Below are 16,249 nucleotides of genomic sequence, written 5' to 3'. Positions count from 1 at the left end.
AAGGGACTTACTCTTACTCAAGATGACGTCTACTTTGACTCCAATCAGATTTTTTCGCGCTATATAACTTTGCACACCGTTGCGAGATTTCGCTCAGTGGCAGGTTTATTGATCACGGTTGTGAGCATCGTATTGAACGACGTTTTTCGCAGCCATAAATAATTAAAATGGCGATAATATTAACCACTTCCGACTTCGATTAGCATACAAACTAACTTTTCTAACGCTAGTCTCGTCAAGTGTCCGCAGATGAGCTAAATAAAACTCCTTTATGAACCTTACCGAACTAAAACAGAAATCAGTACCCGAACTTCTCGATATCGCTGCTGAGATGGGATTGGATAACCTAGCCCGCTCTCGTAAGCAGGATGTCATTTTCTCAATTTTAAAGCGTCATGCTAAAAGCGGTGAAGATATCTACGGCGATGGTATCCTAGAGATTCTTCAAGACGGATTTGGCTTCCTACGCTCTCCAGACAGCTCTTATCTAGCGGGCCCCGATGATATTTACGTTTCACCTAGCCAGATTCGTCGATTTAATCTGCGTACGGGTGACACCATTGCCGGTAAAATTCGCCCACCCAAAGATGGCGAACGTTATTTTGCATTGTTGAAAGTCAACGAAATCAACTTTGATAAGCCGGACAGTGTTCGTAATAAAATCTTATTTGAAAACTTAACGCCTTTATTTGCCGATGATCGCTTACTAATGGAAGCGGGTAACGGCTCTACAGAAGACGTTACGTCTCGTATTATCGACTTAGTTGCTCCAATGGGTAAAGGTCAGCGTGCTTTGGTGGTTTCACCACCGAAAGCAGGTAAAACCTTTATGTTGCAGAATATTGCCAATGCCATTACTCGCAACAACCCAGAATGTCACATGATTGTTCTTCTTATTGACGAACGTCCTGAAGAAGTAACAGAAATGTCTCGTACTGTACGTGGCGAAGTGGTTGCATCGACCTTTGATGAGCCGCCAGCGCGTCACGTTCAAGTCGCTGAAATGGTTATTGAGAAAGCAAAACGTCTAGTTGAGCACAAAAAAGACGTGGTTATTCTGCTTGATTCCATTACACGTCTTGCTCGCGCATACAACACTGTCATCCCGTCCTCTGGTAAAGTGCTTACTGGTGGTGTAGATGCAAATGCGCTTGAGCGTCCTAAGCGCTTCTTTGGTGCGGCACGTAATATCGAAGAAGGCGGTAGCTTAACCATCATTGCGACAGCACTTGTTGATACTGGCTCTAAAATGGACGAAGTTATCTTTGAGGAATTTAAAGGTACGGGTAACTCTGAGCTTCATTTGGACCGTAAGATTGCAGAAAAACGTACTTTCCCAGCGATTAACATTCGTCGTTCCGGTACTCGTCGTGAAGACTTGTTAACCACAGAAGACGAATTACAACGTATGTGGATACTGCGTAAACTTCTTAATCCAATGGAAGACATTGCTGCGACAGAATTCTTAATCGATCGTCTAAAAGTGACCAATACGAATGAAGAGTTCTTCCAGTCTATGAAAGGCAAGAATAAATAAGATAGCTCGCTCGCGAATATCTGACTAAAACCACTTTCAGAAAGTGGTTTTTTTTTGCTTGTCGAAAAGGTATAACCAATATCGTATAGTGTGATTCCTAAGGGCGATTAAGCCTTAACTTTTATAGAATGTGGAGTAAGTTGAGTGAGAGATGTACAAGCCAGTGTTCGTGCGGTAGAACAGATTAGTCACAACGTCTACAGTGCAACGCTTAATGTTGGTGATGCTGATTTTATTGCTGGGCAGTATCTAATGATTATTCTGCCAAGTGGCGAACATGTACCTTACTCAATTGGTAGTGGCCCGAGCAATCTTCCTGAGCTAACTTTGTATATTCTCGTTTCCGAAGAAACGTCGCTTGCAGCTAAAGTCATGGCGTACTTGAGTGAAAACGCTGTTGTGAATATTAAGATGGCGGGCGGCGATTGCCATATCGAAAATGGTGCTCTTGACCTAAACGCAGATAATTTGCTGATGATTGCAGGCGGTACCGGTTTTTCTCAAATTAAAAGCTTTTATGACGACCTAATTGCCCGTAACTATTCAGGCAAGGTTTCCCTGTACTGGGGGATTCGTACAGAGAAAGATGTCTTCATGAAAGAGTGGTTGGAAGAAACTCAGAAAAAAGCCCTTTTCGATTTTCATGTGGTTGTTAATGAGTGCAGTGATGAATGGGCTGGCCGTAAAGGTTGGTTATACGAAGCAATTTTGCAAGATCATCCTGATCTATCAAACAGTGCCGCGTATATCTGTGGCTCGGTTGCTATGGTTTATGGCACCCTTGATGAACTGGAAAAAGCGGGACTTGACGAAAAACGTTGTTATTCTGATGTCTTTGCTTACGCCCCGAGAAATAAGTAGCGAAACCTGCTGTGATATGGGGCTGCTGACTACAGCTCCATAAACTACAGCCCCATAAAAAGAGGGATTAGGAATGGGACGAAAAAGCTCATGATGAAGCCACTTGCAATACACACAGGCACGACTTCCACTCCGTGACACTTTCCAAGCAATGGTAGCGTAAAATCCATGGCCGTTGCTCCCGCGTAACCAACCGACATATGACTGTTTATTCTCGCAAGAAAAGGAACCAGCATCAGAGCAACGATTTCCCGACTGATATCAAGTAGGAATGCGGTTGTACCTAACACAGGGTCTCCAAGTCCAGTAATAAGGATTCCAGATAGGCTATACCAACCAAATCCAGAGACGGCTGCAAGGCTATGATTCCAATTTAAGCCAAGCAGAGCACCGCCAATTAAGCCACCTATTAGCGTTGTACTGATTGCAACTAATGCAATGACGCCCCCCTGTTTGTTTAAAAACAGTTTACGTAACCGATGATTCTCTTGCCTTAACTGGCAGCCCACCAGTAATAACAACGCATATAATAGCCACGTGACAAATTCGTCGACGTTGCTGAGCCAGTGTTTTAAAAAAAATCCTAATACGGTGCCTGCAATGACCCAAGCCAGTGTGATCGTTGCGTCGATCAACGCCTGTTTCATCGCGGTTTTGTTATCCACATTTAAGGTTGTGCTGTGGCTGGCGTGCATAAATTGACCGCTTATCCACAAAGCAATGAGCGGCAAGAGGGTGATAAAGAGGAATAATACGGCGGCTTGAGTGCCAGCAATGGCTACTTTTTCCATTAAATTGTCTAGCGCGCCAATGCTATAGCCAATAAACCCTAATATTAGGTAAGTCAGGTAACTTAAACTTTTAGAGACGATGTGCTGGTTTAGAAAAGGAATCTTAAACCAAAAGCCTACGAGGAGTGACGCCAATAAGGGGCCGAGAGTAGATAGTATTGTCATGTTGTGAATTCGTTCGCTACTAATATCAGGTCGTTTGGGTTGGCGGTCAAGGTAATTGCTGCTTTCTTAAGCGACGCACGATTCTGACAACCCTAATTCAGAAATGCAATTCTGTGCCTTTTTGGCGATGTTGCTTCCTTTATTTTTGGCATTTTAACGCTTTCGGCTTTTTTGCACTTAACGTAAGGTGTCTCGCATAAAGAAAGGGATGTTTGAACACGGCAAAACATAATAATCGACAGAGCAACGTAAGTGTTAAAAAGAATCTCTAAAAAATACCCAGATTTAGCTGAAATACTTCATCTTCTATTTCCCATGGTGCTGACCATGACAATAGAGCTTTCTATCAGTGCAGTAGATACCATTATGCTGGGGCATTATGACGCACTGCATCTTGCTGCGGTTGGCTTGGCGGCGAGCCTTTGGCTGCCATTAGGTTGCTTTCTAATGGGCATTACATTTGGTTTGACGCCTTTGATCACAAAGCATTTGCATGGTCGACAAATTAAATTGGTTAATGTTTATATGTCGCAGGCGGTGGGAGTTTGTTTCGTCTTTGGTATCATTGCTGCTTTGCTGACTGCTTTTGTCCTGCCTGAATTTGCGCAACTTTTAGCCAACGAGCCCGAAACTCAAAACGTCACAAAACAGTACTTAGTCATGATTGCACCAGCTATACCTATGCTGGCTCTTATGACTGCGTATAAGAATTTATACGAAGCCGCAGGTAAGCCAAATTTACCTTTGTTGATTGCAACACTCGGCCTAGTGATAAACGTCGTATTGAACTACGTATTAATCTATGGGCATTTTGGCTTTCCTGAAATGGGAGCTGAGGGCGCCGCGTTAGCCTCGTCGGTATCACTTTATCTTTCCGTGTTGATCTTTGTGTTCTTCGATCGGAAGATTAACCCTTCACCGTTATTTTCCAAACTAAAATGGCGCTATGTCAAAAACTTTACGCTTTTGCTAAAAGTCGGTGTACCTGCTGGATTTGCTTTCGCGTTTGAGCTTGGGCTTTTCTCATCTTTGACCTGGCTGATTGCCGCTTTTGGGGATGTTGCACTCGGCGCGGGACAAATCGTGATGTCCTACTCTACTACCTTATTTACGCCGTTAATGGCCATGAGCGCAGTCACTGCCATCGTGGTCGCTAAGGCCATTTCTATCGAAGGCATCATCGGCGTCAAGCGACGTGTGAAGTTGATACTGATCATGGGTGTTGGTTATTTTTGTGTTTGCTTTATGCTTACGCAGACCTTTTATAATGCGATTCCATACATCTACTCAAAGGATGTAGAGGTCGCGACGATGGCGGCGGGTATCTTGCTCATTTCGTCTTGTTATCAATTGCCTGATATCGTTCAAACGATCTTTACTGGCACATTACGAGGCCTACGAGATACCAGAACGCCGATGATCGCGTTTGGTATGTCGTTGTTTGGCCTAAGTATCCCGCTTGGCTATTGGTTATCCCATTATAGCCCTTGGGCAGAAACCTTAACGGTTCGAGGTTTCTATTTAGGGCTGCTTGCTGGGCTGTTCTTATTGGCTTTTCTTCTTATATGGCGGTTTCGAGTATTGTATCGTCGTTTGGCGTGATGCAATCGTCAGCAAACAGAATCCATCAAGCTTGCGTTACAAATGCGCGACAGGACTCAATCAGCGCATCGATGTCCATATGTTGTACGCAGCTATCGGCAAGCCGTTGTATTTCCTGTTCTCGAAAGGCTTGATAATCGAAGTGTTGCGTTTCCGTCGCGCCAGCCCATTTTAGAATCGTTTCTAATGACTCGGGGTGGTCGAGTAATCCATGTAAATAAGTGCCGATGATTTGTTTGTCTGGAGAAATATAGCCTTCACAAGACGACGCTAACTGGATCAAAGGCGTGATGTCTTGGTGGAAACTGGAAACACCGGAATGTATTTCATAGCCTTCTACGTGCGCAGCGGAATCGTTATTGTCAGCCAGCCCTACTATCTTTCCTTTTTGTAATTTCAGCTGTTTTTCTTCGGCCAGCACGGTTGTCATTGGAATGAAACCCAATCCATTAGCAGTGGTATAGGCGGTTTTATTTTCTAAACCGAGCGGATCTTCCAATGTTTCTCCTAACATTTGAAACCCTCCACAAATACCTAATACTTTGCCGCCGTAGCGTAAGTGATGATTAAGGTAACTTTCCCAACCTTGTTCTCTAAGGAAAGACAAATCTGTCTGAACGCTTTTACTTCCCGGCAGAATAACCAAATCACAAGCGGGAATAGCTTCGTTTGCACCGACAATCGTAACGTCTACATTGGGGTGCAAACGCAATGCGTCCCAGTCAGTGTGGTTACTGGTTCTTGGTAGAACCGGAACCACGACTTTTAGTCGAGTTTCGGTTTTTTCAAAGGTGTTGTGAGCAACGGCATCCTCAGATTCCAGATGAAAGCCTTGTAGATAAGGGAGTACGCCAATAACAGGCTTGCCTGTGCGCTCTTCCAGCCAATCTAAACCAGACTGGAGTAGAGACTTATCACCTCTAAATCGATTGATGACAAAGCCAATGATGCGCTTTTGCTCTGCTTGGCTTAATAATTCCAATGTACCGACTAGGTGAGCAAAAACACCGCCTTTATCGATATCGGCAATAATGATAACAGGGCAGTCTACGCTTTCTGCAAACCCCATATTGGCGATGTCTCGTGCACGAAGGTTTATTTCGGCTGGGCTACCAGCCCCTTCGATTAACATCATGTCTTGGTTTTCTGCCAGCGAATAATAGGACTCAAGAGCGGAGGCTTTGGCGATCGTTTTGTATTCATGATAGCCAACGGCATTCATATTGCCGATTGCTTTCCCTTGTATAATGACTTGTGCGCCTGTGTCTGTATTCGGCTTAAGCAATATTGGGTTCATGTGGACATTTGGCTCAAGACCCGCCGCCTGAGCTTGCACTGCTTGCGCGCGACCAATTTCATGACCTTCAGGCGTAACGGCGCTGTTCAAGGCCATGTTTTGAGGTTTGAATGGTGCTACTTTGTGTCCTTTTTGCTTCATGATTCGGCATAACGCCGTGACCAATGTACTTTTACCTGCATCGGACGTTGTACCTTGTACCATCAAACTTAATGTTGTCATGTATAGTGTTCACTTAAATTGCTTCAATCAGTGTTAGAATTCTAACCTTGTTTTCGTTTGTATTAGAGTGAATTTTTACCCCTTTCTTATGATTGATTTTCTTGTATCTTATTTTTCTGAGGCGGCGTTTGTCGTTGTTTCAGCTTTGGCCTTAGATCGAATGATCGGCGAACCTAAAAATTGGCATCCGCTCATTTGGTTTGGAAAGTGGGTGGATGCGTGTCGAGCACGATTTCAGTTACCACTCGACAACAGTGTGTTTCATCAGCGGTTTATGGGGGTAGTCGCATGGGGCTGTGCGGTGATCCCTTGGATTCTAATCTACGTGTTTATTATGGATAGTCTGCCGCATTGGTTACATATCCTACTTTCTATCGTGGTGTTGTATTTTTGCATTGGGTGGCAAAGTCTACGAGAGCACGCTGAGGCTATTTTAGTCCCTTTGGAGCAGGGCGACATTGCAAACGCGCGGGAAGCGGTAGGCCGAATCGTTAGCCGTGATACGAATGCCTTAGATGAATCCGGCATCGCCAAAGCGGGTATTGAATCGGTGCTTGAAAATGGTGCGGATGCGATTTTCGCCCCCATATTTTGGTATTTTCTACTGGGGCCTGTTGGTGCCTTGCTTTATCGATTAAGCAATACACTGGATGCGATGTGGGGCTATAAGAACCGAGCGTTTATACAATTTGGTTGGTGTGCCGCCCGATTCGATGATGTTATGAATTATCTGCCTGCTCGCCTTGTGGTGATAACCTACGCCATTTGTGGCGAGTGGGAACCTGCTACTCGTTGCGCACGGCAACAATCTTACACATGGAAAAGTCCAAATGCTGGCCCCGTTATGTCGGCGGGCGCGGGTGCGCTGGGCGTAGAGGTCGGTGGTGAAGCGCCTTACTTTGGCAAGCTAGAACAAAGGCCTGTATTAGGAGAGGGGCTTCCTCCGACGCCGCATCACTTGAGTGAATCCATTAAGCTAATCGATAAAGGTGTGTATCTTTGGGGAGTAGTAATATGCATTTTGATATAAAGCCTCCCAAACATGGCGGCGATTTAAAGAAATGGTCTCGAAAAACGAACGGCGCCGCGAAGACTTGGCTAGATTTGTCTTCGGCTTGCAACCGAGAACCGTGGCCGATCCCTGAGATCCCCATGCAAGAATGGCATGAACTGCCTGATCAAGATGCGCTATATCATGCGGCTCAAGAATATTTTCATTTGAAGCCCATTGCGATTGGGTCGGGAAGTCAGCAATTCATTGAGGCGCTGCCAACCTTTTTTTCGGCTAACGCCAGCATAGAAAGTAATGCACAGAAAGTAGTGAAAGTGCCGCTTATCGGGTATCAAGAGCATGCGTTTGCTTGGAAAAAATGGGGCTTTAGGGTCGAAAGCTACCGTACTGTCGAGGAATTAATTGATTCAACGTGGTTTGCGGCGGTAATCATAAACCCCAATAATCCAACGGGAGAATGCCTGTCTTCGGATGTGTTATCCCAGCTACTTTCTCAAGTACTTTCTCAAATAGAAAAGCGAGAGGAAGACAGTTCAAGTTCTGACGTGTCTGATGAGTGCCATTTGATTATCGATGAAGCGTTCATGGATGCAACTCCTGAGCAAAGTTTGCTGTTTACTCAAGCAGAGCAGATCGAGCGAAGCAATGTGTGGGTCATGAGATCTGTTGGGAAGTTTTTTGGCTTGCCTGGTGCGCGTATTGGTTTTCTCTTTGCCGCTGAAAAATACGCAAACAGTATTAACAACTTGATTGGGCCATGGCCGGTCTCGACCCCTGCACTCTATTTAGTTGAACAGGCTCTAAAAGACATAAAATGGCAAGAATCCGCTCGAGCGAGCCTAGTCAAAAGGCATGACTATTTTTGGCAAATTATTCGCCCAAAGCTAAATACCGTTTTTGATTCTCAGTCTATTACTGCTAATGCACTGTTTTATACTTGGCAATTAGAGTCACAACAAGACGCTGAGCGAGCGTTTGATTGGCTACAAAGTGTCGGGGTGCATGTGCGTCAAGGGGAGAGCTGGATACGGGTAGCATTGCCCGCGCTAAGCGAAATGGATCGACTGGATAAAAGCTTAATTCGATTAATACGTGGAGAGGGTGGGAAGGATCTTTCATGAAACATTTAGTCTTAGGCGGAGTTCGGAGTGGCAAGAGTGCCTATGCCGAACAATGGATCGAGCAACGAGAAGGAACGGTTTCCTATGTCGCGACCACTAAAATATGGACGGATGAATCTGGGAATGCAGTCGATGCGAATTTATTAGAGAGAATAGAGCTGCATCGACAAAGAAGACCAGATGCATGGCAGCTTGTTGAAGAGCCGATCGAACTAGCTGAAACCCTCTTAAACATTGCACGTCAACATCGAAATACCTCACATACTATTCTCGTTGAGTGTTGTTCGTTGTGGCTTACAAATCTGCTGTGTGAAGAGCCTAGAAAAGACATTGAAAAGTATAAGACAGCCTTGCTCAATGCCTTATCATCTGTTGAATGCGATATTGTGTTGGTTTCCTCTGAGGTTGGATTAGGGATAATGCCGATGAACAAATTGGCTCGAGAGTTTTCAGATGAACTAGGTTCACTTAATCAAAACATTGCGCAAAAATGTGACAAAGTCACTTTTGTTGCAGCGGGGCTTCCGCTGACAATGAAAGGGTAAGGAAGAGCGCAGCGGAAATGATAAGGAACGAATGCTGAAATTGGTTGAGATAATGAACTTTTTTGCCACTAATCATGCATTTTTTATCAAAGTCGACTAGAATGCGCTGCAATTAAAAAACTTGACTGCATGGTTAAATAAATCGAAATGATTTTACTTATCATGTCATTTATTTTTTATCGTTAACTGTTTTTAAATATCACCTGTTTATGTCACAGGGCGTAACGACGTTAAAATTGCTGGAGCCAAAAATGAACCCATATTCGAAAGACTTTCCTGTTTCTTGGCAAGAACTGCACCGTGATGCTCGTGCATTGTCTTGGAGGCTACTTGAACAAGGCCCTTGGAAAGGCATCATTGCCATTACTCGGGGTGGACTTGTACCGGCTGCGATTTTGTGTCGAGAAATGGACATTCGCTTAATTGATACGATTTGTATCGTAAGCTATGGTTCGGAAGACAAAGGCGAAGCAGCAATGAAACAAGGTGACCTTAATGTTCTAAAAGGCGTTGAAGGGGATGGTGAAGGTTTCATTCTAGTGGATGATCTTGTTGATACTGGCAGAACGGCTCAAAAAGTCCGTGATATGCTGCCAAAAGCGCACTTCGCGACCATTTATGCGAAACCTGCTGGAAAGCCACTTGTTGATACCTTTATCACAGAAGTGAGTCAGGACACATGGATACGCTTTCCTTGGGACATGGAATACACATTTTCGACTCCGTTAGCAGATCGTCAAGGGCGTTAATTTTTGTAAATTGCTTTGAATGTCGTAGAATACATTCGCTAGACTGATAAGTACGAGATAGAAATTGTATTTTTGTTTGGTATTGATGAGTTCGCAGGGCTGGGTTTAAATCCAGTCTCGTTTTTCTCTCGGGAAGCTGTAAATGCGCTGTGGTCTGCTAGATTGCAAAGCGAGTTTTGCAGAGATCTATCCTCAGATTCCCTAGAGTGTAAGTGATAGTTTGTTGTGTTGTCATGCCGTTGCGGTAGCGTTTATAGTCGAAGAGTTGCTGTGGTGCCTGATAGCAGAGTACAACGTTTTGGCGAGAAGCAACGTATGAACAAGAAATAGCGTAAGGCTTTCTTGTTCAATCGATACAAGGTACTCGATTAACGGTAATTCACTGGTATTCTACAAAGGAAGCGCTATGAGACATTCTTTCCAACGAGCATTTGTCTATCTGATACTTATATTTGCTGCTATCGGCTCAAAAGCTTGGGCGGAAGGCTACGTTGCTAGAGCTCAATTCTCGTCTGATGTCGTTGAAAGAGAGCCGATTGATGACATTGGTAATGTTATTAACGTTGAATACGGCGAAATTCAGCGGGTCTACTTTTTTACAGATCTTCGCGATATGAAGGGCAGTCAAGTCATACATCGCTGGTTATTGGATGGCGACGTACAAGTTGAGATTCCCTTTGATATTGGTGGTGACCGCTGGCGTGTGTGGTCAAGTAAAAAGCTGATGCCTGGGTTTGATGGTAAATGGACTGTCGAAGTGGTGAAAGACGGCAACGTTGTCAGCAGTTACTCTTTTGACTATGTAGACGAGTACTAACGTTATGTTCCGTATTCGTGTACGAGGTCTGCCATTTGAAGACCTTGAATTTTTGTCTGAGCGACTAATTCGAAAATTAGCCAGTCTTACCGATCTCCCCGCTTCACTTTTCACCTTAGAGTACGAAAAATCGATCTATCTAAGTGTCGCTGGCGCTTCTTCTGGTTTCCCGTACTTTGAAATCTCTTGGCTTAATAGCAGCCCGCAATTGAAGCCAAAGATCGCCACATCTATTGAAGAGCTTGTTAGAACGGCTGTCGAGCCTCAGCAAGAGATCGTTGTTGTCTTCCATGATATTGATGAGCAAAACTACTTCAAAAATGGAAAGCACGTTTGAACCTGTGGCTTTCCAGGTCGTTGCTTTAACCTACTACTTTACGTCAAAAACAGACTCTTTCTAGCCCCAAGAGAGCCTTTGCGTTCTAGATTTCTCCCAAATGATCTCCCAATTACAACTAAGACAAAGCTAGCGTTGGAAGTCGTAAATACTGCCTAATTTCAATATTTGGGTCAGTTCATCAAGCGCCTGTCTGCTTTCTTGAAGCAGTTGAGGGTCGGCTAAGTCACTTTCGACCAATTGATCTCGATAGTGTTGCTCAACCCACTGGTTAAGTGTGTTAAACAATTGGTCATTCATGAGTGTGTGTTGGTTTAACGCGGCTTTTTCTTCGTTTGTTAAGACGACTCTGAGTCGCAGACAAGCAGGACCTCCACCGTTACTCATGCTTTGTTTTAAGTCGAAGACGTTAATTTCTTTAATAGGAGAAGAGGCGTCTTTTAGACGGTTAAGGTAAGACCAAACATTTGGATTTTCCTGACATTCACGAGGCACAACGAGCATCATATGGCCATTTTCTAAGCTTAGTAATTGGCTATTGAATAGGTACGACTGAATGCAGTCTTGGACGCTGACTTCTGCACTGGGCACTTCAATAAAGTGAAAGGTATCTGTGTTGCCAGCGTCGTTCCAAGCCTTTTGGAGATCGTGTTGCATTGCATTCGTGTCTAAAAAAGCGTCTTGATGATAGAAGTGGACGTTTCCATTACCAACGGCGATAACGTCATTGTGGAAGACGCCTTTGTCTATGACGTTTGGATGCTGTTGCGCAAAGACAACGTGACGCTCATTGAGACCATGATTCCTTGCAATCGCTTGTGATGCTTCCAAGGTTTGGCGTGCTGGGAATTGCGTTGGCCTCGGGCTCTGGGTGTTGAAAGCAGACATGCCGTAAACAAAGAACTCGACCCCTTTTTCGCCGTAGCCTGAAGCAAAGCGTGTATGGTTTGCAGCGCCTTCATCGCCAAAGTGTTCAACGCTTGGTAGCGTGGGATGATGAGCAAAATGCGTTTTATCGTTAAACGTGGCTTTTAGAATACGTCCTGTGACTTCATGTTCTATTGATCGATGAAATTTGTTCACAAGATTGGCGGGGGTAAAATGCACTCTCCCGTCTTTTGTGTCTGCACTGGGAGAGACCGTCGCCGCATTGGCGGTCCACATGCAAGAGGCAGAACTGACGGCGGAGAGTAGTTTAGGGGCTTGTTTGAAGGCTTGTGTCAGAATCTCTTGATCAGAGCCAATAAAGCCAAGTTTTCGCAAGGTTGGAATATGAGGTCTTTCGTGAGGCGCAAGTACGCCTTGCACAAAGCCAAGGTCCGTCAACGCTTTCATTTTTTCCAAACCCTGTTTTGCTGCTGCTTTAGGGTTGGAGGGTTTGGATGTATTACCTGTCGAGGCGATATTTCCAAATGAAAGGCCACTGTAATTATGGGTCGGGCCGACTAAGCCATCAAAGTTTGCTTCGATCGTTGTCATGGTCCGTTCCTCTATTTAGGTAAGCTTAAGCCTGGGCTTAATGTTTCAGGGGCTTTTAATGTCTCGACTTCAATGCTCGCGACAGGGTAAGCACAGTAGTCAGCCGCATAGTAAGCACTCGCCCTGTGATTACCGCTGGCACCCGTCCCACCAAACGGTGCTGAGCTTGAGGCACCTGTTGTTTGTCGATTCCAATTGATGATGCCCGCTCGGCTGTGCTGTAGAAACCATTCGTATTCTTTTTTGTCGTCGGACAGAATACCAGCCGATAAGCCATATTGAGTGGCGTTAGCGAGCGTCATAGCTTGTTCCAATGTGTCGTATCGAATAACGGTAAGCAATGGACCGAAGTATTCTTTATCTGGCAGTGTATCGAGTATGTCTGTGACGTCGACAATGGCAGGGGATACATAGCCAGTTTCCGCCTCGCCACGTACCATAGATACTAAGCTGGTGGCTCCTAACGACACTAGATTTTCATAAGCCGAAAACAGTCCGTCGGCGGCGTTTGACGAGATGATTGGCCCCATAAAGGGTTGTGGAGAATCGTCATATTTACCAACGACAATGGCTTGGGTAGCTGTAATCAGATTGCTCAGGATATGGTCGCCATGCTCGCCTTTCGGTAAGAAGAGTTTACGAGCGCACGTGCAGCGCTGCCCTGAAGAAATAAAAGCGGACTGAATGATTTCATGAACCACCGCAGACGAATCTTTTGTCTTCTCTGAGACCAATAATGGGTTGTTCCCCCCCATTTCTAGTGCCAGTATTTTCCCTGGGTGTCCTGCGAAGTTTTTGTGAATAATGTGGCCGACTTCAGGACTTCCGGTAAAGAACAGGCCATCAATACCACTGTGATTAGATAAGATGATCCCCGTTTGCTTCTCGCCTTGAATTAGATTCAAAACGCCGTCTGGTAACCCGGCTTTTTGCCAAAGTTGAACCACTAAATCCGATGTTGCTGGGGTTTGTTCCGATGGTTTAAGAACAACGGTGTTTCCTGCAATCAGTGCCGGTACTATGTGTCCATTAGGTAGATGTCCGGGAAAGTTATAAGGACCAAATACAGCAACGACGCCATGCGGACGATGACGCAGTCTAGCCATTGCGCCGGGGACTTCGCTGGATTTCTCTCCGGTTCTTTCATGGTAGGCTTGTTTAGATATTGCGATTTTACCCACCATAGCCGCGACTTCGGTTCGAGTTTCCCAAAGCGGTTTGCCGGTTTCTTGGCTGATAACGGTGGCAATCTTTTCTGTGTGTTTTTTCAGTTCTTCCGCGAAGTTCTCTATGATGGCAAGGCGATCTGTTAGATCGGTATTAGCCCATGTCGGAAAAGCAGCGCGAGCGGCCTCAACGGCTTTGTCTACTTGTGATGATGAGGCTGAACGAGTCTTCCACAGTGAAAGGCCAGTGCTTGGGTCAATAGACGAAAAGACGGCGCCTTCGCCATCTAGCCACTGACCATTGATATAATGCTGCTGTTTCATGATGTGCTCCAAATTCGAATCTAAAGAGGGTCGACTCGATCAGAGATCAACCCCATCAATAAGAGAAATTGCTATCTTCGGGCGTGTGGAGATAGCTCTACAATGCGTATTGGGTCTTTGTAATCGACTTTTAACTGCTTTGCTTCTTCATCTGACAGAACCAAACTGCTGCTAGGCGGTGTGGAACGTTGAATCAAAATACACCTGAAGTCCTCAAGTTTGGCGTTGGATATCAGATAATGTGTGCCTTCAGCTCTGTCTTTTGGTGTGCCGATAGAAGACAGACATAGGCGACTTTCTCGTACAGCCCTAATATCTGGAATTCTAGCTTCGATGGTCGGGCCGCCATCGAAAATATCGACGTAGTTTTCATAGCGAAAGCCTTCTTGCTCCAGCAAGTGGCGTGCAGGCGCGGTTTTTTCATGTACTTTTCCAAGCACAGCCCGTGCTGATTCAGGCAGTAGATTCACGTACACCGGGTTATTGGGCATCAGTTCTGCAATAAATTGCTTACTTCCCAATGCCGTGAGTTCGTCCGCTCGTTCGAAGTCGATGGAGAAGAAATGTTTACCGAGACTTTCCCATAGAGGCGATAATCCGTTTTCGTCGCAAACACCCCGCATCTCAGCGAAAATCTTCTCTGTGAAGCGTTCTGGAAATTGCGCGAGAAACATAAAACGACTCTTTGATAAGAGTTGTCCATTTTTGGAATGTCGGTAGCCTTCTTCTAAGAATAACGTGCAGACTTCACTAAACCCGGTGTAATCGTTGTTTAAAACCAGAGTAGGATGAATGTTATGGACGCCTAACTCTCGAGAAGAATGCGTTGTCGTACCGATATGGTAGCTATAGAAAGGTTCTTCTAGGCCCACTGCGGCGAGTAAACCTGTGGTACCGACTACGTTACCTGTTTCGGTGTCTTCCAATACAAATAAGTAGTCTTCGTTACCTGGCTGATTTAGATTTTTCTTTGAGAATGACTCTAGCGACGCATTAATTTTACGTTCTAAGATAGCTTCATCGGCAATTAGGGAGGTGAATCCAACCCCAGTTTGCTCCGCTAAACGATACAGCGAAGGCATATCATCCTTTTGAATTGGGCGTATAACCATCATGATGTGATTCCTCGTTCAGTACGACAGGAGAAGCTTAGAGCTTTGTCCACTGGATTCGACTTCCTGAACTGATAGAAAGTCGGCTTTGGGTTTGTTCGTCAATGCTGAGGCCAGCCACTTGAGCAGTAGCCTGAGCGCTTGTCACTCGATAATCTTCAAGATGCCCAGCGGCGACTAAATACGTCGCGGCGTCTTCGGTTTTTAAATTAGACTCGGACGTTGGGGTAATGAGCGCTTTCCCTGATTTATGTTCTCTGATGGTTCTGAGATCACGAGTGCGTGCTTCCACGGTTGGGCCTGCGTCGAAAATGTCGACATAACCTCGGAATTCGAAGCCTTCATCAAGTAGTAAGTCGGAGGTTTTTGCGGACTCTTCGTGCACAACTCCAATGACATCCTGTGCCTCTTTTGAGAGTGTCGGAACATAGATCGGGTATCGTGGCATCAAATCGGCAATAAAATGTTTACTGCTGACGCCGGATAAATAATCTGCTTTCTTAAAGTCCATGCCGAAAAAATGCTTTCCAAGCGACTCCCAAAAAGGCGAGTAACCTCGTTTGTCGCTGTCACCACGCAATTCGACAAAGAGTTTTTGAGTAAAGCGGTCTGGGTGCTTGGCAATAAATAAAAGCCGAGCACGCGACAGCAATGACATAGCGGTTGGATTCTGGTGGTGTCTATCCAGAATCATTGCCATCATTCGGCTAGTGCCGCTGTAGTCGTGACATAAAAATAATGCGGGAATACGGTTGTGAATTTGGAGTTGGGGTGACGCGTGCACAACGTCGTCTATACGGTAACTATAAAAAGGCGTTTCAATGCCAACCATCCCTTCTAGGCCTGAGGTTCCGACGACGTCTCCGGTTGATTCGTCGACCAGAACAAATAAATAGGTTTCACTTCCAGGGTTAACGACATCGGTTTGTAATGCACGTTTAGAGGAGGCGATTTTATCGTTCAGCCTGTCTCGATTGGCAGGAAAGTTTGTAAAGCCGATACCTGCTTGTTGAGCGAGTCGCTCTAGCGCGGGTAAATCTTGAAAATCTGCCGGACGAACGATGTACATATTGGCTCCTTAAAACAATACCTGAAACAAAGGGGCTTAGCGT

The 16,249-nt window shown here is 45.2% G+C and carries 15 protein-coding genes; 9 read left to right on the top strand and 6 right to left on the bottom strand.

Translation table 11 applies throughout. The features are described from left to right. Positions 1–271: 271 nt before the first annotated feature. Positions 272–1,537 carry a transcription termination factor Rho gene (gene rho, locus MARME_RS17400; protein ID WP_013662578.1) on the top strand — a complete coding sequence of 422 codons (1,266 nt, stop codon included), beginning with the start codon at positions 272–274 and terminating at the stop codon, positions 1,535–1,537. Positions 1,538–1,681: 144 nt separating this feature from the next. Then, positions 1,682–2,398 carry an NAD(P)H-flavin reductase gene (locus tag MARME_RS17395; protein ID WP_013662577.1) on the top strand — a complete coding sequence of 239 codons (717 nt, stop codon included), beginning with the start codon at positions 1,682–1,684 and terminating at the stop codon, positions 2,396–2,398. A gap of 44 nt (positions 2,399–2,442) precedes the next feature. Here MARME_RS17395 and MARME_RS17390 read toward each other — a convergent pair whose 3' ends face one another. After that, positions 2,443–3,354, bottom strand: a complete 912-nt coding sequence (locus MARME_RS17390) for a lysine exporter LysO family protein (RefSeq protein ID WP_013662576.1) — start codon at positions 3,352–3,354, stop codon at positions 2,443–2,445. Between the two features lie 315 nt (positions 3,355–3,669). Between MARME_RS17390 and MARME_RS17385 the strand changes: the two genes are divergently transcribed. Further along, the gene (locus tag MARME_RS17385; RefSeq protein WP_049787835.1) at positions 3,670–4,956 is read left to right on the top strand and encodes an MATE family efflux transporter; all 1,287 of its coding nucleotides are present in this window, start codon (positions 3,670–3,672) and stop codon (positions 4,954–4,956) included. Positions 4,957–4,981: 25 nt separating this feature from the next. Here the strand turns inward: MARME_RS17385 and MARME_RS17380 are convergent, their stop codons facing one another. Further along, the gene (locus MARME_RS17380) at positions 4,982–6,475 is read right to left on the bottom strand and encodes a cobyric acid synthase (protein WP_013662574.1); all 1,494 of its coding nucleotides are present in this window, start codon (positions 6,473–6,475) and stop codon (positions 4,982–4,984) included. An 88-nt stretch (positions 6,476–6,563) separates the two neighbouring features. Between MARME_RS17380 and cbiB the strand changes: the two genes are divergently transcribed. The 6 genes from cbiB (at position 6,564) to MARME_RS17350 (ending at position 11,056) form a co-directional block, all read left to right on the top strand. Next, on the top strand, positions 6,564–7,505 hold the full coding sequence (gene cbiB / locus MARME_RS17375) for an adenosylcobinamide-phosphate synthase CbiB (RefSeq protein WP_013662573.1): 942 nt from the start codon (positions 6,564–6,566) through the stop codon (positions 7,503–7,505). Then, positions 7,490–8,608, top strand: coding sequence for an aminotransferase class I/II-fold pyridoxal phosphate-dependent enzyme (locus MARME_RS17370; protein ID WP_013662572.1), 1,119 nt, complete (start codon positions 7,490–7,492; stop codon positions 8,606–8,608). The genes cbiB and MARME_RS17370 overlap by 16 nt, the downstream gene beginning before the upstream one ends. Then, the gene (cobU, locus tag MARME_RS17365) at positions 8,605–9,153 is read left to right on the top strand and encodes a bifunctional adenosylcobinamide kinase/adenosylcobinamide-phosphate guanylyltransferase (protein ID WP_013662571.1); all 549 of its coding nucleotides are present in this window, start codon (positions 8,605–8,607) and stop codon (positions 9,151–9,153) included. The genes MARME_RS17370 and cobU overlap by 4 nt, the downstream gene beginning before the upstream one ends. 251 nt (positions 9,154–9,404) lie before the next feature. Next, positions 9,405–9,902 (top strand): xanthine phosphoribosyltransferase, encoded by a 498-nt coding sequence (gene gpt, locus MARME_RS17360; protein ID WP_013662570.1) that lies wholly within the window; start codon positions 9,405–9,407, stop codon positions 9,900–9,902. A 406-nt stretch (positions 9,903–10,308) separates the two neighbouring features. After that, positions 10,309–10,719 carry a DUF2914 domain-containing protein gene (locus MARME_RS17355; protein ID WP_013662569.1) on the top strand — a complete coding sequence of 137 codons (411 nt, stop codon included), beginning with the start codon at positions 10,309–10,311 and terminating at the stop codon, positions 10,717–10,719. Between the two features lie 4 nt (positions 10,720–10,723). Continuing rightward, positions 10,724–11,056: a DUF1904 family protein gene (locus tag MARME_RS17350; protein WP_013662568.1), complete on the top strand. Its 333-nt coding sequence runs from the start codon at positions 10,724–10,726 to the stop codon at positions 11,054–11,056. Between the two features lie 129 nt (positions 11,057–11,185). On the opposite strand, the gene astB is transcribed toward MARME_RS17350, so the two are convergent. The 4 genes from astB to MARME_RS17330 all read right to left on the bottom strand — a co-directional run bounded on the left by astB (position 11,186) and on the right by MARME_RS17330 (position 16,206). Then, entirely contained in the window at positions 11,186–12,535 is a 1,350-nt protein-coding gene (gene astB / locus MARME_RS17345) for an N-succinylarginine dihydrolase (protein ID WP_013662567.1), read from the bottom strand. 11 nt (positions 12,536–12,546) lie between these two features. Beyond that, the gene (gene astD, locus MARME_RS17340; RefSeq protein ID WP_013662566.1) at positions 12,547–14,025 is read right to left on the bottom strand and encodes a succinylglutamate-semialdehyde dehydrogenase; all 1,479 of its coding nucleotides are present in this window, start codon (positions 14,023–14,025) and stop codon (positions 12,547–12,549) included. A gap of 71 nt (positions 14,026–14,096) precedes the next feature. After that, entirely contained in the window at positions 14,097–15,140 is a 1,044-nt protein-coding gene (gene astA / locus MARME_RS17335; RefSeq protein ID WP_013662565.1) for an arginine N-succinyltransferase, read from the bottom strand. Positions 15,141–15,174: 34 nt separating this feature from the next. Continuing rightward, entirely contained in the window at positions 15,175–16,206 is a 1,032-nt protein-coding gene (locus MARME_RS17330) for an arginine N-succinyltransferase (RefSeq protein WP_013662564.1), read from the bottom strand. Positions 16,207–16,249: the final 43 nt, after the last annotated feature.

Source organism: Marinomonas mediterranea MMB-1 (assembly GCF_000192865.1).
GTDB classification, from domain to species: domain Bacteria; phylum Pseudomonadota; class Gammaproteobacteria; order Pseudomonadales; family Marinomonadaceae; genus Marinomonas; species Marinomonas mediterranea.
The sequence above is the reverse complement of the archived record's forward strand: the minus strand, read 5'-3'. Positions and strand labels throughout refer to the sequence as shown.